Origin of the sequence: Cronobacter sp. JZ38 (genome assembly GCF_008932145.1) — a bacterium.
Lineage (GTDB): Bacteria > Pseudomonadota > Gammaproteobacteria > Enterobacterales > Enterobacteriaceae > Cronobacter > Cronobacter muytjensii.
The window spans coordinates 3,954,687-3,971,191 of record NZ_CP017662.1 but is presented as its reverse complement, the minus strand read 5'-3'; the positions used below and the strand labels follow the sequence as shown (position 1 = coordinate 3,971,191).

The following is a 16,505-nucleotide window of genomic DNA, read 5'->3' as shown; positions in this document are numbered from 1 at the left end:
ATTATCGTATTTTTTCTAGGAGCTAACTAGGGAGGGTCAGGAGAGAGATTCTAAAGCTGCAATGAGCTTTGATGAGTTTCGGGGAAATTCAGTCTAAGTGAAGATCCCCCTTTTTGCTTTTTGCTTTTTACTTTTCTTCTTCGTCTTTGGGTAAGTAGTGGTTGATGAAATCCCAAACGTTCCAGTTGCTGTCAGAATCGTATTTGACTATAAAATCACCTAACGATTTTATGTAGCTTTGGTTGGTTAGGAAACCAACAGCTAAAGGATAATCTGTATCTTTGACCATACCTTCACTGCGGTTATTTTCACTAATCAGATGAGGGTAAAGCAGTCTCGACAGCAGCGCTATACCAATCTTATTGCCAGTCTTTTTCTCCCAGAACATGAGATCAAACATCGGGATGAGGTTATAGTTCATGACTCTTTTTATCGAACCGACGCCAAAACGATATCCCCTTTCCTCATGAGGCTTCACTTTAAGCTCCTTCTTCCATCGCGGTATCATCGTTTTCAGATGCTCAATGATGTCTTCTGTAGAAGCCTCTGAGAGATGAATTTCAACAAACATGACATCTTTACTGATGCCCGCTTGACTAAGGTATTGCGAAAGCTGCCTTGACCTCTTAACCTCTTCTTCCGGGCCAATAAGTCTATTCACCATATCAACAGCCCCAATGACATCTTTCGCACCAGCAATAGTCAGTGGATTTGCTATGTAGCTTGATGAAAGGATTTCTTCTGGCTTGTCAATTTTAGCGTCCTCTTTAAAGAGGACTTGCCCGGACTGTACCTTCTGCTCATGATCATCAACAAGAGCTTTAAGTTGAGGTTTAAGCGAATCGTATTGGGTGAGCAGATTGTAAGCAAGAACACGTCTTTCTACTTCTATGTATATCTGTTCAACCGTCAGCTCGTTCAGCACATTATACTTGTCAACGTCGAACCATTTAGTCACTGCCTTTACTATTTCTGTTCTTGTCATTTTTTCCTCAACTCATTCACAGCAATCTGCGGAAGCACCAATACTGACTTAAGACTTACCTCAATTCGACTGATGATTGCTTCTCGTGGGCCGCTGCGCCAACCCGCACTCGCATAGAAATCATTAAGAACGCTTTTAATCTCAAAAGCCCGTATGAGGTAGTAGCTGTCAGCATCGTGCAGAGAGTTTCCGTACGCAACCACATCGATACCGTTACGGGTATGAAGTGGAACACTGACTTCATGCATGATTTGATGAAAGTCAGAACCAGAATCTTTTTTCAGGGTGTATTGTAGTATTTCGACGATCCTATCCTTCATACCTTCTCCATCAATGACCATGAGAAACTGTTTAAATAACGCTAATGCATTCGGTTGGTTAAAGGAAGAAGAGCTGTGAGTTTTAGTCTAGTTATGATGCGGGGTAGCAGAAGCGACGCTTTTTGTAAGAGGGGACATAATTGACACGCCATTTCTATCTAATATTATTTTAGCCTCCTTAAAAGGAATGTTAGAGTTGTTCTTGCCAATAACTCGCTAAGAGATTTAAGCTGTAGGTATACTAATGATTTATCACGCTGTTCAATAATCACTGAATGGCACTGTTGGTATATTTGTTGGTACTGAAAATAGTCTGTTATGTTTTATTATTCTTTAACATAGGGTTAAATGCGATGTTCGAGTCCGGCCTTCACCATAAAGCGTTGCGAAAAAAGAAGCTGCCCACTGAGGCGGCTTTTTTTGTGTCTGAAACCCGGGCTTAACAAAATGTTGAATTTCCAGACACCAACCAAATACCCCAACTGTCTTTTGCAAGCGCCTTAAAACGGCGCGTGAAGCGAAGGGCCTTTCTCAGAAGAAGCTTGGCATCCTGGCCGGGATAGATGAGTTCGTCGCGAGTGCACGTATCAACCGCTACGAAAAGGGCGTTCATCAGGCAAGTATCGAAATCGCACGCAAGCTGGCGGACGCTTTAGCGGTTCCACTGGCTTACTTTTACACTGAAGATAATGAGCTTGCCGAATTGCTGCTTCGCTGGAAGCTGCTTGATCAAGACGTTAAAGATGCCATCCTGAGTCATATTAAATAAGTTTTTCAGCTGAGTTAAAGCAACCCTTAATTAATTATCCGAAAATGAAAACTTCAGATTTTATCTAATGAATGAATTTTTCATTTGATTAATAAGGGATTACGACTTTTTGCGATGGTTCTTTATTGAATGAATTAATATCCCTCCCGTTACTTCTCTCTCTTGTCTGATAAATAATAAAAGCAAAATCATATTTGCGTTTCAGGGACAAGACGATGCAAAACGATGTTGAAGGATCATTACGGCTGATGACGCCTGGTGAAATTGCGATGGCGAAGCGTGTGTTTGGGCATAGCATTGTGTATAGCCGGGTATGGATTCATTGCGATAGTTATTTACCTTTTGGGTTGCAAAGTACCAAGTTTGCGATGACGCCGAACGGTGAGCTGTGGTTCAGAAAAGAGAAAAATGCAGCCGATTACTCAGACATATCGGTTACTCCAGGCTCTAAACACTTATTTATTCACGAGATGGGACATGTCTGGCAGCACCAGACCGGCAGATGGGTTAGATTGCGCGGGTCGTTTAGCTGGGCTGCTGATTATACGTACAGGCTTGATAAAGAGAAAATTACGGACTATACCCTCGAACAGCAGGCAGCAATAATCGCAGACTACTGGTTTTTATTAACCTACGGAATGAAAGTTTGGCGGGATAATCAAGGGCCAAATCGATTAGGGAATTACAGGGGAGTAGACCTTTTAAAAGATGTGCCAATGCTTTATAGGAAAATTATTTATGGACGCGGATAAGATGACTAAATATACGTTAGTTGCAATGGCATTTCTGTTAAGTGGCTGCCCAGGCCCAATGGATCCTGTCCCTGTTGAGGAGCCTGCACAGGTCAGACTGCTCGGCAATCGGGTATGTATTACTACGCCAGCCGGTACGGGTGAAAAAATATTTTCTGTACATATAAGCAACGGGGCCGGGCAGGAGATATATAAAACTTTTAGTCGTTATGCGCAGCAGCCCGTCGTTGCTCACGGGGAGTGCCTTCCCACCTTTGGTTTTGAGTTTAAGCCTGGCAACAGGTATGCGGCTTTTTATCAAACAGAAAAGAACGCTACTGAGCCGGGGAAGACGTATGCTGTGAGCTTCTCACTGGAGCAGAATGAGAATGGTAGCTTCAGGTTGGCCTCATATAGGCGCAATGGCTGACTAACTATTGAGAGTCACTTACTGCGGTGTTTTTCTTTTCGCACCACGACTATTTTCATGCCAGCCAGATTAACAACATGCTCATGTGGTTAACGCCTTGGACAGCGCGCCGGGTGATGGTTCGCAACATCGCGCCTTTAATTGGCCGGACGATTCCTTTGCCCGGTGTTATTATTTTGTCGGCAGAGGTATCACAAATTATTTTCTGTACGATACGCGATGACAACGCTATCGCCAGAGGAGATGACAAAATATGGTAGACAACCTCGAAAAGCAGATCTACGACCTTATTCGGCCTTACGCCGGTACGTATCTCTTCACGGGTAAGGAAGTTCCGCTAACGCCGGAAACGGATTTAGATACCGATCTGCAAATAGACGAGGCGGAAATAGAAGATTTAATGGATGCCTTTTTTACCACATTTAACGTTGATCGCGCCGGGTTTACGATAACAACCTATTTTCCCGAGTCGCCTTTCTCATGGAATATTTTTAATAAACCGGAGCCTATTCCGGTGCCCGATTTCACCATAGGGATGTTAATCGCCTCTGCCAGAGCTGGTCGCTGGTTGTATGACTAAACGCTGAAATAAGGACAATTAATAACAGCCCTTTACTCAGCCGCCCATAAAAATCCCCGCCGCAGCGGGGATTTCCCAGTTAATACGCTTCAAAACACGAGTCGCCGCGCTTACTCCCACTCCTGCAAAAAGCGCTGGCCGTACTGGTCGGCGACCAGCAGCGCGGCATAGACCTGATCGGGCGAGACCTCACCCGGCATATTGTGAATGGTTTCGCCCTTCGCGCACGCCGCCTGCGCCACCAGACGCATTTTGGTTTGCACATCCTCTTTAATATCGAGCTGCGCGAGCGTAATCGGCAGCCCGACGCTGTGGCACAGCGCGGCAACAGTTTCAATCTCCTCTAACGGCGCATTTTCCAGCACCAGCTGGGTGAGCGTGCCGAAGGCGACTTTCTCGCCGTGGTAGTAATGATGCGCGTCCGGAATGGCGGTAAGCCCATTGTGAATGGCATGCGCCGCCGCGAGGCCGCCGCTCTCAAAGCCGACGCCGCTGAGATACGTGTTGGCCTCGATGATGCGTTCGAGCGCCGGGGTGACGACGTGCTGCTCAGCCGCCAGCATCGCTTTTTCTCCCTGTTCAAGCAGCGTGTTGTAGCACAGCTCCGCAAGCGCCAGCGCGGCCTGGGTGCATTTGCCGCCCGCCATGGTGGTCGCGCCGCTACGCGAGCAGGCGCGCGCTTCAAACCAGGTGGCCAGCGCATCGCCAATCCCAGCCGCCAGCAGGCGCGCCGGGGCGCCCGCCACGACCTGCGTGTCGACGATAACGATATTGGGGTTGTGCGGCAGCATCAGGTAGCGGTCGAACTCGCCGTTGTCGGTGTAGATAACGGAAAGGGCGCTGCAGGGCGCGTCGGTAGAGGCGATGGTCGGCGCGATAGCGACCGGCACCACCATAAAGTGCGCCAGCGCTTTTGCCGTATCGAGCGTTTTACCACCACCGATGCCGAGCACGGCGGCACAGCGGGCGCTGTCGGCGAGCTTGCGCAGGCGATCGATTTCATTCTGCGAGCATTCGCTACCAAAGGGTGCGATTTCGACGTTAAGTCCGGCCTGTTTAAAGCTCTGGCGCAGCGTCTCTTCTGCAAACCCGAGCACGAATTTATCGCCGACGACCAGCCAGCGTTCGGCCAGCGGTTTTAAATAGTCGCCGATGCGGGTGAGCACGCCTGCGCCCTGAATGTATTTACCGGGTGACTGAATAATACGATCCATACCATTTCTCCTTCAGAGTGAGTTAACGGATGTGTTTCCTTGTCCTGCTCAGACTTCTCAGTCTTTGACTCTACCGCCGGGTGGGTGCGCATTTGTTGCGCTACATCTAAAGGCGGCGCAATAGCGTCGCATCTGCGGGCAGGTGATTTAATGAGTTAAATGAAGCCGTGATCATCGAAGCAAAAACGCCTTCAGTTCTGGCGTTCGATCATTTCATTAAATATCTTGGTTTATGTAGTAATGGTTCGTTGTATTCAATAGATTAACAATGAGGTTAGTTATATTCTTTTGAATTACAGTGCCTGTTAAATATATATTTTTGGTAATGTGTTTAAGTGTGGTGATGTTTATATAAGTTTCAGATAATCATTCTCTAAAAAAAGGCCTGAACTTTAAGGCCTTTTATCATTATTAAGCTGTTAATTACGCCGCTTATCTTTTTCTTTGGCTACGCCTTTGAAAGGGGTGCCGTCCGTCTTCTGGTCTATAAATTTCCCTGTTTCCGTGTCTCGTTTTGTAAAGTTACCATTCTGTGGGTTCTGGACTTGCGTACGGTCCTTAACTGATCCTTCACGATGTCCTTCTCCAGTATTTTTAGCCATTATAAATTTCCTTTTATGAGGGGGAGTCCTCATGAAAATAATCCATCTGGTTATTGTCTCATGCAATAGCAAATGGCAGAATATGTGAGGCCAGTAAGTATTTTACGAGCATCTAATAAATGTGAAATTAAAGATGCTCTCATTAATTAAATAATTAATCACTTAAATATTCAGGTAAATAATATGTCGGTACCGACCTATGATAAATTTATTGAGCCTGTTTTACGTTACCTGGCAGGTCATCCTGATGGCGTACCTGCCCGTGATGCCCATGAAGCGGCAGCTAATGCCTTGCATCTTACTGAAAACCAACGTTCGGAAGTGATTACAAGCGGTCAGCTTGTTTATAAAAACAGAGCGGGATGGGCCCATGATCGTCTTAAGCGGGCCGGATTATCGCAAAGTTTATCCAGAGGCAAATGGTGCCTGACGCCAGAGGGATTTAACTGGGTAAATACACACCCTCAACCACTCACAGAAGCAGAGGTCAATCACCTGGCTTTTGATTTTATGGACGTCAAACTGAAGCAGCCTGATGCCGTTGATCTTGACCCAAAGCCTGCGCCGCTTGCGCAGGAAGATCTTGCCAAAAGCAGCCCTGACGATCGTCTGGAACAAGCCTTGAAAGAGTTGCGTGATGCCGTTGCAGATGAGCTTTTAGAAAATCTTTTACAGGTTACGCCTGCGCGTTTTGAAGTGATCGTTCTGGATGTTCTTCATCGCCTGGGTTATGGCGGCCACCGCGATGATTTACAGCGCGTGGGTGGCCCAGGGGATGGAGGGATCGACGGTATTATCTCTCTCGATAAACTGGGGCTGGAAAAAGTCTATGTTCAGGCCAAGCGCTGGCAAAATACCGTCGGTCGCCCTGAACTACAGGCTTTTTATGGCGCGCTTGCAGGGCAAAAAGCAAAGCGGGGCGTATTTATTACCACTTCCGGGTTTACAGCCCAGGCCCGCGATTTTGCCCAGTCAGTAGAAGGTGTCGTGCTCGTCGATGGAGAACGCCTGGTGCATCTGATGATCGAACATGAAGTTGGTGTATCATCGCAACGGCTCCGCGTACCCAAACTGGATCTGGATTATTTCGAATAAACCTATCGCCAAAAGCTTGATGTATTCAGAAGCGCCGGTATCTGCGACAGCAAATACAGCACCAGCCCGATGGTGCCGCCGACCAGCGTGCCGTTGATGCGGATAAACTGTAAATCTTTGCCGATGTTGAGCTCTATCTGCTGCGACATCTCGCGCGCGTCCCAGCTCTTCACTGTGTCGCTGATATGGCGCGTGAGGAATGTCGCGAATTCCGGCGCGACGCTGGTGGCGGCCTGCTCGAGATGCTCATTGAACGAGGCGCGCAGGGCGTCGTCGTTCATCAGCGATTCGCCGAACCACTGTCCGGCATCGGCGATACGCTGGCGCGTGCGGGAATCTTCGGCCTGCATGTCGTTTTTCAGCCAGCCGCACAGGTCGCCCCACAGCTCTGCGAGGTAGCGGTTAAACGCCTCGTCCTCTTTCAGGTACGCTTTGATGCCATCGGCGCGGGCGGCCATCTCCGGGTCGCTTTTCAGTTTTTCAATAAACTCGACGGTGATGCGGTCAAAGGCGAGGCGTAGCTGGTGCGCCTGATCGTGGCTGATGTCGTCGAGCATCGAATTGACGGCGCTGGAAACCAGTTCGGCGCTGTGTTCGCCAAGCCACTCGGTCGGCAGGATTTTCGCTTTGCGCGGGTGTTCGGTCTGTAACCAATGGACAATCTGGCGGGCGATAAAGTCGCGCGTGCTCTGCTTTTGCACCAGGCGGATCAGCCTGCCGATGAGCGCGTCCAGCAGCACCTGATGCCGGTTGTTTTTGGTCATGCTCTCCAGCATCAGCGCGCTGGTCTGGGTGAGGTCGACTTTATCAATCGCTTTATGCACCGCGCGCTTTAACAGGCCCTGAATGCGGGTATCGTCGGTCAGCTCCAGAAAACCGCTCATCACCTGTACGAGGTTCTGGCCCACGCGCTGCGCGTTCGCGGGCTGGCTGAGCCACTGGCCCAGCAGCTGCGCCGGTTCATGGCGACGGATAAGCGCCACCAGCGAGTCGGTATCGAGGAATTTCTCCTGGACAAACTGCCCGAGGTTTTCGCCGATGCGGTCTTTCTTGCGCGGAATAATCGCGGTGTGGCGCGAGATAAACGGGATAGGCACCCGACGGAACAGCGCCACTACGGCGAACCAGTCCGCCAGCGCGCCGACCATCGCCGCCTCTGCGATGGCCTTAACGCCGCTGACCCAGAAGCCGGGCGGCAGAAACAGCGTGGTGACAAAGGTGGCCGCTGCCGTCAGCAGCAGCGCGAGCGCAATACGCTTGGCGCGCTTCAGTTCAGCTAATTTTTCCATGTGTTAAGCATATAACCCGTCAGGATGTTGCGACAGGAGATTTCTCCAAAGCTTAGCTCTCTTCCATCGCATGATGCAGCGCTTCGCCGACCTGACTGAGCGCCTGCTGGTGGCTGTCGTTCGCCGGTAGCGCGCAGTTGATGCGCAGGCAGTTGCGGTATTTGCCCGAGGCGGAAAAGAGCGAGCCGGGGGCCACGCGGATCTTCAGGCGCGTGAGCTGGCGCGCGACGCAGACCATATCGACGCTCTCCGGCAGCTCTATCCAGAGCATAAAGCCGCCTTTAGGCCGCGTGACGCAAATTCCGCACGGGAAGTATTCGCGCACCCAGCAGGTGTAGATCTCCATCTGCCGCTGATAGTGCAGCCGCATACGGCGCAGATGCCGGTGATAGTGACCTTCGCGGATAAACGCCGCCACCGCAAGTTGTGTCGCGGGCACGTTGGTGCCGCTGGCGGCATATTTCATTTGCAGCACGCGTTCGCGATAGCGCCCTGGCGCTATCCAGCCGACCCGCAGGCCGGGGGCGAGCATTTTCGTAAATGAGCTGCACAGTATGACGCGCCCGTCGATATCCCAGGATTTTATGGTGCGGGGCCGTGGATAATCGATGGCGAGCTCGCCGTAGATATCATCTTCGAAAATTACAATGTCGTGGCGCTGAGCGAGCGCCAGCACCGCGCGTTTGCGTGGCTCGGGCATGATAAAACCGAGCGGGTTATTGCAGTTCGGCACCAGGATCACGCCTTTAATCGGCCACTGTTCCAGCGCCAGTTCCAGCGCTTCGACGCTGATGCCGGTCTGCGAATCGGTCGGGATTTCAATCGCTTTGATATCAAAGCTTCGCAGCAGCTGCATGGTGCCGTAATAACAGGGCGATTCCACGGCAACGATGTCGCCGGGCTTGCAGACCGCCAGCAGGGCGACGGAGAGCGCATTGTGGCAACCGCTGGTGATGATAAGCTCATCGGCGGTGATATTCGCGCCGCCATCCAGCATCAGGCGCGCTATCTGCTGGCGCAGCTCCAGCCTGCCCGCGAGATCGTCATAGCTGAACACCTCCTGAAGATTATGCTGCACCACGCGGCTCATCTCCCGCCACAGCGGTTTGAGCGTGGGCTGCGAGATATCCGGCGCGCCGCCGCCGAACGTCGTCAGGCTTTTATCACCGCGTCCGTCCAGCAGCATCATTACTTCATCCCACTGGGTGACTTCAACCGGTCGCTGTACCGGGCGTGTCATCGCGGGCACCGGCGGCTGCATTTTGCGCGGCGCGACAAAATACCCCGAACGCGGGCGCGGCACGATGAGCTGCTGGTTTTCCAGCACCTGGTATGCCTGCTGCACCGTGCTGATGCTCACGCCATGCTCCTGGCTCAGGCTGCGTACCGACGGCAGTTTTTCTCCGTGGCGATAAAGGCCCTGCTCGATACGCTCCGCCAGCAGGCTGGCCAGATGCTGATAACGCGTCATGCTGTATGCTCCATTAATACTGTACAGATACTTAAACCAGTACAGATAACGGCAGAATACGCCTTTCAGCCGACTGTGTCGCTATTCTGTATGGTCAACAAAGATATTCTCTGAATCTGTATTGCAACCGGCGATCGCGACCATCATAAGGCTCTGCGTTAAACAGGAGAGCGACGATGGAATTTTATGAGAACCGACCCCGCCGGCCGTTTATCGGCTTTACGCTGTTGTGGCGCGCCTGGAAAGCCTGGCGGCTGCGCGCCCGCACGCGCGCGTTCATTCTGCCTTTTTACGCTTACTGGCGACGACGTCGATAAACTCCTGCACCTGCTGCTGCTTGCGGGCAGACAACTTGCAAACGCGGCGCAGGGATTTCATCACCGGCGGCTCTTCTGGCTCCGGCGGGCGCGCCGTAATAACAATACAGCCAGGCATCACCCTTACGTCGGCGTCGGTGCCGGTAGGGAACCCTGCTTCTTCCAGCCACCGACCGCGCAGGGTGAGCGCCGCCAGATTCACCCCGTCGTGAAAACGACTGGCGTAGCTCACGCGAATGCGGCGCGGCTCTGGCAGCTCGACGGGCGCAGGCGCGGGTTGCGCGGGGGCACTGGTGAAGGGATTGGTAACGGATAACGATAATGTCGACATGGTTCCTCCTTAAACGGATGACAGGTCAGCGTGTAAATTACTGGTATTATATACAGTAATCAGGGGAGGGGATCTTTGTGAAATCCGAAAAGCGGGGCGTAAAGGCAGGAAAACACCGGCCCGTTGCGGGCCGATGCGGAGCGTGATTAATGCGCGTGCGGCACGTCCGTCTGCGCGCTGATGCGCAGGCCGTCTGCGTCAAACACCATACAGTCGCGCGGGCTGAAGCCCACCTCGACAGCCTGCCACGGGCGAAAATGCACGTCGCCGGGCAGCAAAATCTTCACATTGTCATGCCCGTAACACTGACCGAACAGATAGGTGTTGTTGCCGAGCCGTTCCACCACCTCGCAGTTAAAGGTGAGGGTGACGTCTGCCTGCGCGTTAGTCGAGAGATGCTCCGGGCGAATACCGAGCGTAACGGCATCGCCGGGCTTCAGCGGCGCGGTATCGAGCGCCAGACGCAGCGTTTTACCCTGCGAGAGCGTCACGTCCAGCGCGCCTTTTTCCCAGTGCGCGACGGTCGCGGGCAGAAAATTCATCTTCGGCGAGCCGATAAATCCGGCCACGAATTTATTCACCGGGTTGTAGTAGAGCTCCATCGGCGAGCCCATTTGCTCCACTTTGCCGTAGTTCATCACCACGATTTTATCGGCGAGCGTCATCGCCTCGACCTGATCGTGGGTGACATAAACCATCGTGGTTTTCATCTCCTGATGCAGCCTTGCGATATGCAGGCGCATCTCCACGCGCAGTTCGGCGTCAAGGTTTGAAAGCGGCTCGTCGAACATAAACACCTGCGGGTTACGCACAATCGCGCGGCCAATCGCCACGCGCTGACGCTGACCGCCGGAAAGCTGCTTCGGTTTGCGATCCAGCAGGTGCGAGAGTTGCAGCGTTTTCGCCACCATCTCCACCTGATGACGAATCTGATCTTTCGGCACTTTGTTGACCTTCAGCCCGTAGCCCATGTTCTCCGCCACTGTCATATGCGGGTAGAGCGCGTAGGACTGAAACACCATCGCCACGCCGCGGTGCGCGGGCGCCACGTCGTTCATGACTTCATCGCCGATCAGCACTTCGCCGTCGCTCACCTCTTCCAGGCCCGCGATCATGCGCAGCAGCGTGGACTTTCCGCAGCCGGACGGCCCGACGAACACCGCAAATTCGCCATCGGCAATATCGAGATTGATATTGTGCAGGGTTTCGGTTTTCCCGAACCGTTTGGTGACATTCCTCAGTCTTATGCTGGACATCAGGGTTCCTCGAAAGTGTAAGCCGTGGTGGCCGCTGGCGTGACAGACGGGCGCTGAACTTCTTTTTGTATTACGTGTAACAATTCAGCGGAATGATGCGCAACGGCTTTAAATCAGTGCCATGACTATAACTTCCCCGGATTTCGCCCCCTATCTCCGCTTTTCATTTCTGTAATGACGATCACACAACGCACAGTTTTTTGTAGAGTTATCAGGGTTGGCAGCGTAGCGTATAACAAAATGAACTCTCGCTAAGCTGTCCTTCGCAGGCTGCGTGGTGACAGCGATCGGGTTTTAAAACAGAACGACCACATTCAATAAAAACCGCCTGTTTGTTATACCTTCACATGAGGTTGATAATGAAAAAGAACATACTTACCGCCCTGGTGCTTTCCGCCCTGATGACCGGCTCGCTGACCAGCGCCAGCGTCCAGGCGGCGGCCCGACAGCTTAACGTCTGGGAAGACATTAAAAAATCCGCCGGAATTAAGGATGCCGTGGCGGATTTTGAAAAACAGTACGACGTGAAAGTGAATATGCAGGAGATGCCGTTCGCCCAGCAGCTTGAAAAGCTGCGCCTCGACGGCCCGGCGGGGATCGGTCCGGATGTGCTGGTGATCCCAAACGATCAGCTGGGCGGCGCGGTGGTGCAGGGGCTGTTAACGCCGCTCAGCATCGATAAAAAACAGACCGACGCGTTTACGCCATCCTCCATCGCCGCGTTCCGCATGGATAACGCGCAGTACGGCGTGCCGAAAGCCGTCGAAACGCTGGTGCTTATCTACAACAAAGATTTGGTCGAAAAACCGTTCGACAGCCTGCAAGCCTGGTATGACTTCTCTAAAGCGCAGCGCGCGAAGAACCAGTACGGCCTGCTCGCCAAGTTCGACCAGATCTACTACAGCTGGGGCGCTATCGGCCCGATGGGCGGCTATATCTTCGGTAAAAACGACAAAGGCGGGTTCAACGCCACCGATGTGGGCCTGAACAAACCCGGCGCGGTGGAAGCCGTCACCTTCCTGAAAAAATTCTACGCCGACGGAGTCTTTCCGGCGGGCATCATCGGCGATAACGGCCTGAACGCCATTGATTCGCTGTTTACCGAGAAAAAAGCGGCGGCGGTGATTAACGGCCCGTGGGCGTTCCAGCCTTACGAAGCCGCTGGCATTAACTACGGCGTGGCCCCGCTGCCGACGCTGCCGGACGGCAAGCCGATGAGCTCGTTCCTCGGCGTGAAAGGTTATGTCGTCTCCACCTGGAGCAAAGACAAAGCGCTGGCGCAGCAGTTTATCGCGTTTATCAACCAGCCGAAGTACGTGAAAACGCGCTACATCGCGACCCGTGAGATCCCGCCGCTGGTGTCGCTGATGGAAGATCCTGTGATTAAAGACGATCAGAAAGCGAGCGCCGTCGCGGTACAGGCGGCCCGCGCCAGCGCGATGCCGGGCATTCCTGAAATGGGTGAAGTCTGGGCGCCGGCCAACGCCGCGCTGGAGCTGAGCGTCACCGGCAAGCAGGAGCCGAAAACCGCGCTCGATAACGCGGTGAAACAGATAACCATGCAGATAGAAGCGATGCAGGCCAGTAATCAGTAAGCCGTACCTGGCGGCGCCTGCGGGCGTCGCCGGATGAACAGTCAAAAGCGGGAGGGGCGCCTCCCGTTTTCAGAAGGAGCCGTGTGTGATTATCAGTCCCAGCGAAAAGATGCCCGTTGCCAGAGGGGCGGGCCGACACGCCTGGTGCGCGCTGCTCTGCGCTCTGCTGCCGGGCGTGGGCCAGTTTTATAACCGTCAGTGGCTAAAAGGCGTCACCTTCCTGGTGCTGCTGGCAAGCTTTCTCGGGGTGTTTCACGATTTCCTGCGTGTCGGGCTGTGGGGGCTCTACACGCTGGGTGAAGAGGTACCGCGCGATAACTCCATCTTCCTGCTGGCGGAAGGCATTCTGAGCCTGCTTGTCGTGGGCTTTGGGGTGACGGTCTATTACTTCTCGCTGCGCGATGCCTGGGTGAACGGCAAGCGACGCGACGAGGGGCTGACGCTAAGCAGCGTGCGCAAACAGTATCAGCTGCTGCTTTCGGACGGCTTTCCGTATCTGATGATTGCGCCCGGCTTTATCCTGCTGGTGTTTCTGGTGGTATTCCCGATCCTGTTTGGGTTTGCGATAGCCTTCACCAACTACAACCTCTACCACACGCCGCCTGCAAAACTGGTGGACTGGGTGGGCTTGAAGAATTTCGTCAATATTTTCACGCTCTCCATCTGGCGCTCGACATTCTTTGACGTGTTGCAGTGGACAGTGGTCTGGACGCTGCTCGCCACTACGTTCCAGTGCACCGTAGGCGTGCTGCTGGCGATTCTGGTAAACCAGAAAGATCTGCGCTTCAAGCCGCTTATCCGCACCATTTTCATTCTGCCGTGGGCGGTGCCGGGCTTTGTCACCATTCTGGTATTCGCCGGGATGTTTAACGACAGCTTCGGGGTGATTAACAACGCGATCCTGGCGTTTTTTAACATCGCGCCGAAGCCCTGGATGACCGATCCATTCTGGACCAAAACCGCGCTCATTATGATGCAGACCTGGCTCGGCTTCCCGTTTGTGTTCGCGATGACCACCGGCGTGTTGCAGGCGATCCCGGACGATTTGTATGAAGCGGCGAAGATGGACGGCGCCAGCACCTGGACGCGTCTGCGCACCATTACGCTGCCGCTGGTGCTCTACGCGATTGCGCCCATCATCATCACGCAATACACGTTCAACTTTAACAACTTCAACATCATCTATCTGTTCAACAACGGCGGCCCTGCGGTGGCCGGCTCGAACGCAGGCGGCACCGATATTCTGGTCTCCTGGATCTACAAGCTGACGATGTCTTCGTCCCAGTACGCCATCGCCGCGACGATAACCATTCTGCTCTCCATTTTTGTGGTAGGGCTGGCGCTGTGGCAGTTCCGCGCCACGAAGTCGTTCAAAAATGACGAGACGGCATAAGGAGACGTCATGGCCAAAAGACAAAGCATGAAACAGGAAAAGTGGCTGCGGCTCTCACTCTCGTGGCTACTGATCCTGACCGTGAGCGTGATTATTATCTATCCGCTGATCTGGACCATCGGCGCGTCGCTGAATGCGGGCAACAGCCTGCTCAGCAGTTCGATAATCCCGGAAAACCTGTCGTTCCAGCATTATGCGGATCTCTTTAACGGCCAGGTGAATTACCTCACCTGGTACTGGAACTCGATGAAGATCAGCTTTATGACGATGGTGCTGACGCTTATCAGCGTTAGCTTCACCGCCTATGCGTTCTCGCGCTTTCGCTTTAAAGGACGCCAGAACGGGCTGATGCTGTTCCTGCTGTTGCAGATGATCCCGCAGTTCTCGGCGCTGATTGCCATTTTCGTGCTCTCGCAACTGCTCGGGCTGATTAACAGTCATCTGGCGCTGGTGCTGATCTACGTCGCCGGGATGATCCCGATGAATACGTATCTGATGAAGGGCTATCTCGACGCGATCCCAAAAGATCTCGACGAATCCGCGCGCATGGACGGCGCCAGCAATTTCCGCATTTTCATCGAAATCATCATGCCGCTCTCGAAACCCATCGTGGCGGTGGTGGCGCTGTTCTCCTTCACCGGGCCGCTCGGCGATTTCATTCTCTCAAGCACGATTCTGCGCACGCCGGATAAATACACGCTGCCTATCGGGCTCTATAACCTGGTGGCGCAGAAAATGGGCGCGAGCTACACCACCTACGCCGCAGGCGCGGTGCTGATTGCCGTACCCGTCGCCATTCTCTACCTGGCCTTACAGAAATACTTCGTCTCCGGCCTGACCTCCGGCAGTACCAAAGGATAATCTGATGAAACTGTGTAAACCCGCACTGCTTGCCGCCTCGCTGGCCTGCTGTTTTTCCGCTTTCGCCGCCAGTACGACGCAGATAACGCCGAAGCCGCTCTCTCTCCCGGCCGATTTTATTAAGGGCGCGGATATCTCCACGCTGCCGGAGCTGGAGCGCCAGGGCGCGACGTTCTACGATGCGAACCACAAACCGCAGGACGCGCTGACTATTCTGCGTGAGAACGGCGTGAACTACGTGCGTCTGCGCCTGTGGGTCGACCCGAAAGACAGCGCGGGCGCGCCTTACGGCGGCGGCACCAACGATCTCGCTACGACGCTTGCGCTGGCCAAACGTGTTAAAGCGCAGGGCATGCGGCTGCTGCTCGATTTCCACTACAGCGATTTCTGGACCGATCCGGGCAAACAGTTCAAGCCGAAAGCCTGGGAAAACCAGAATTACGACCAGCTCAAAACCACGATCCATGACTACACCCGCGACACGATCGCTGCATTTAAAAAGGCGGGCGTGCTGCCGGATATGGTGCAGATCGGCAATGAAATCAACGGCGGCATCCTGTGGCCGGAAGGCAAAAGCTGGGGGCAGGGCGGCGGCGAGTTTGACCGTCTCGCGGGCCTGCTAAACGCGGCCATCAGCGGCCTGCGTGAAAATCTCACCCAGGGCGAGCAGGTGAAAATCATGCTGCATCTGGCCGAAGGCACCAAAAACGACACCTTCCGCTGGTGGTTCGATGAAATCACCAAACGTCAGGTGCCGTTCGATGTCATCGGGCTGTCGATGTACACCTACTGGAACGGCCCCATCAGCGCGCTCAAAGCCAATATGGACGACATCAGCAAGCGCTACGACAAAGACGTGATCGTGGTGGAAGCTGCCTATGCGTACACGCTGGAGAACTGCGATAACGCCGAAAACAGCTTCCAGCAGAAAGAAGAAAAAGATGGCGGCTACCCGGCAACGGTACAGGGCCAGTACGACTACGTGCATGACCTAATGCAGAGCGTGGCGAATGTCGAGAACCATCGCGGCAAAGGCATTTTCTACTGGGAACCGGCCTGGATTGCCGTGCCCGGCAACACCTGGGCGACGCCGGCGGGCATGAAGTATATCCACGACGAATGGAAAACCGGCAACGCCCGCGAAAACCAGGCGTTTTTCGACTGCCACGGGCAGGTTCTGCCCTCGGTGAACGTCTTTAACTAATCCTTATTATTCCCTTTATACCCCGATGCATTGACCCGGCAGGCCATGACGCCTGCCGGGGG

Annotated in this window: 17 protein-coding genes and 3 pseudogenes; 11 read left to right on the top strand and 9 right to left on the bottom strand. The window is 53.5% G+C overall.

All coding sequences use genetic code 11. The annotated features are described in order from the left end of the window. Positions 1–127: 127 nt before the first annotated feature. Together BJP61_RS18695 and BJP61_RS18690 are read right to left on the bottom strand one after the other, a co-directional pair. Positions 128–985, bottom strand: a complete 858-nt coding sequence (locus BJP61_RS18695) for a DUF6387 family protein (RefSeq protein ID WP_171999020.1) — start codon at positions 983–985, stop codon at positions 128–130. Beyond that, complete coding sequence (locus BJP61_RS18690) at positions 982–1,305, bottom strand: NIPSNAP family protein (RefSeq protein ID WP_171999018.1); 324 nt, start codon at positions 1,303–1,305, stop codon at positions 982–984. The genes BJP61_RS18695 and BJP61_RS18690 overlap by 4 nt, the downstream gene beginning before the upstream one ends. 454 nt (positions 1,306–1,759) lie before the next feature. On the opposite strand from BJP61_RS18690, the gene BJP61_RS18685 reads away from it, so the two are divergent. The 5 genes and pseudogenes from BJP61_RS18685 (at position 1,760) to BJP61_RS18670 (ending at position 3,815) form a co-directional block, all read left to right on the top strand. Continuing rightward, positions 1,760–2,074, top strand: coding sequence for a helix-turn-helix transcriptional regulator (locus BJP61_RS18685; RefSeq protein WP_171999372.1), 315 nt, complete (start codon positions 1,760–1,762; stop codon positions 2,072–2,074). A 215-nt stretch (positions 2,075–2,289) separates the two neighbouring features. Beyond that, positions 2,290–2,826, top strand: coding sequence for a type IV secretion protein Rhs (locus tag BJP61_RS18680; RefSeq protein WP_171999016.1), 537 nt, complete (start codon positions 2,290–2,292; stop codon positions 2,824–2,826). Position 2,827: 1 nt separating this feature from the next. Continuing rightward, positions 2,828–3,235, top strand: coding sequence for a putative T6SS immunity periplasmic lipoprotein (locus tag BJP61_RS18675; RefSeq protein WP_255485399.1), 408 nt, complete (start codon positions 2,828–2,830; stop codon positions 3,233–3,235). 92 nt (positions 3,236–3,327) lie between these two features. Continuing rightward, positions 3,328–3,495: pseudogene (locus BJP61_RS21830) on the top strand (STM2901 family protein); the annotation flags it as partial. Beyond that, a complete protein-coding gene (locus BJP61_RS18670; protein WP_171999012.1) occupies positions 3,489–3,815 on the top strand; it encodes a DUF1493 family protein in 327 nt (108 codons plus the stop codon). The pseudogene BJP61_RS21830 and the gene BJP61_RS18670, both read left to right, overlap by 7 nt. A gap of 110 nt (positions 3,816–3,925) precedes the next feature. On the opposite strand, the gene BJP61_RS18665 is transcribed toward BJP61_RS18670, so the two are convergent. From BJP61_RS18665 to BJP61_RS18660, 3 genes and pseudogenes are all read right to left on the bottom strand, one after another. After that, positions 3,926–5,029 carry a glycerol dehydrogenase gene (locus BJP61_RS18665; protein WP_171999009.1) on the bottom strand — a complete coding sequence of 368 codons (1,104 nt, stop codon included), beginning with the start codon at positions 5,027–5,029 and terminating at the stop codon, positions 3,926–3,928. Positions 5,030–5,070: 41 nt separating this feature from the next. Further along, positions 5,071–5,160, bottom strand: a pseudogene (locus tag BJP61_RS21780) (fructose-6-phosphate aldolase); the annotation flags it as partial. A 288-nt stretch (positions 5,161–5,448) separates the two neighbouring features. Next, positions 5,449–5,631: a hypothetical protein gene (locus BJP61_RS18660; protein ID WP_171999007.1), complete on the bottom strand. Its 183-nt coding sequence runs from the start codon at positions 5,629–5,631 to the stop codon at positions 5,449–5,451. 183 nt (positions 5,632–5,814) lie between these two features. Here BJP61_RS18660 and BJP61_RS18655 point away from each other — a divergent pair, with 183 nt between their 5' ends. After that, entirely contained in the window at positions 5,815–6,726 is a 912-nt protein-coding gene (locus BJP61_RS18655; RefSeq protein WP_171999005.1) for a restriction endonuclease, read from the top strand. 2 nt (positions 6,727–6,728) lie between these two features. Here BJP61_RS18655 and BJP61_RS18650 read toward each other — a convergent pair whose 3' ends face one another. Both BJP61_RS18650 and BJP61_RS18645 read right to left on the bottom strand, forming a co-directional pair. Next, positions 6,729–8,015, bottom strand: coding sequence for a DUF445 domain-containing protein (locus BJP61_RS18650; protein ID WP_171999004.1), 1,287 nt, complete (start codon positions 8,013–8,015; stop codon positions 6,729–6,731). A gap of 52 nt (positions 8,016–8,067) precedes the next feature. Beyond that, the gene (locus tag BJP61_RS18645) at positions 8,068–9,486 is read right to left on the bottom strand and encodes a PLP-dependent aminotransferase family protein (protein ID WP_171999002.1); all 1,419 of its coding nucleotides are present in this window, start codon (positions 9,484–9,486) and stop codon (positions 8,068–8,070) included. Positions 9,487–9,662: 176 nt separating this feature from the next. On the opposite strand from BJP61_RS18645, the pseudogene BJP61_RS21775 reads away from it, so the two are divergent. Continuing rightward, a pseudogene (locus BJP61_RS21775) lies at positions 9,663–9,758 on the top strand (DUF1127 domain-containing protein); the annotation flags it as partial. 4 nt (positions 9,759–9,762) lie between these two features. On the opposite strand, the gene symE reads toward BJP61_RS21775, so the two are convergent. Together symE and ugpC are read right to left on the bottom strand one after the other, a co-directional pair. Next, positions 9,763–10,134, bottom strand: a complete 372-nt coding sequence (symE, locus tag BJP61_RS18640) for an endoribonuclease SymE (RefSeq protein WP_038865244.1) — start codon at positions 10,132–10,134, stop codon at positions 9,763–9,765. Between the two features lie 146 nt (positions 10,135–10,280). Beyond that, positions 10,281–11,390, bottom strand: a complete 1,110-nt coding sequence (gene ugpC / locus BJP61_RS18635; protein ID WP_038865242.1) for a sn-glycerol-3-phosphate ABC transporter ATP-binding protein UgpC — start codon at positions 11,388–11,390, stop codon at positions 10,281–10,283. A 359-nt stretch (positions 11,391–11,749) separates the two neighbouring features. Here ugpC and BJP61_RS18630 point away from each other — a divergent pair, with 359 nt between their 5' ends. The 4 genes from BJP61_RS18630 (at position 11,750) to BJP61_RS18615 (ending at position 16,443) form a co-directional block, all read left to right on the top strand. Then, complete coding sequence (locus BJP61_RS18630; protein WP_171999000.1) at positions 11,750–12,985, top strand: extracellular solute-binding protein; 1,236 nt, start codon at positions 11,750–11,752, stop codon at positions 12,983–12,985. A 109-nt stretch (positions 12,986–13,094) separates the two neighbouring features. After that, positions 13,095–14,378 (top strand): sugar ABC transporter permease, encoded by a 1,284-nt coding sequence (locus BJP61_RS18625; RefSeq protein WP_108695681.1) that lies wholly within the window; start codon positions 13,095–13,097, stop codon positions 14,376–14,378. 9 nt (positions 14,379–14,387) lie between these two features. Further along, positions 14,388–15,239 (top strand): sugar ABC transporter permease, encoded by an 852-nt coding sequence (locus tag BJP61_RS18620; RefSeq protein WP_038865231.1) that lies wholly within the window; start codon positions 14,388–14,390, stop codon positions 15,237–15,239. A gap of 4 nt (positions 15,240–15,243) precedes the next feature. Continuing rightward, positions 15,244–16,443 carry an arabinogalactan endo-beta-1,4-galactanase gene (locus tag BJP61_RS18615; RefSeq protein WP_038865230.1) on the top strand — a complete coding sequence of 400 codons (1,200 nt, stop codon included), beginning with the start codon at positions 15,244–15,246 and terminating at the stop codon, positions 16,441–16,443. Positions 16,444–16,505 lie beyond the last annotated feature (62 nt).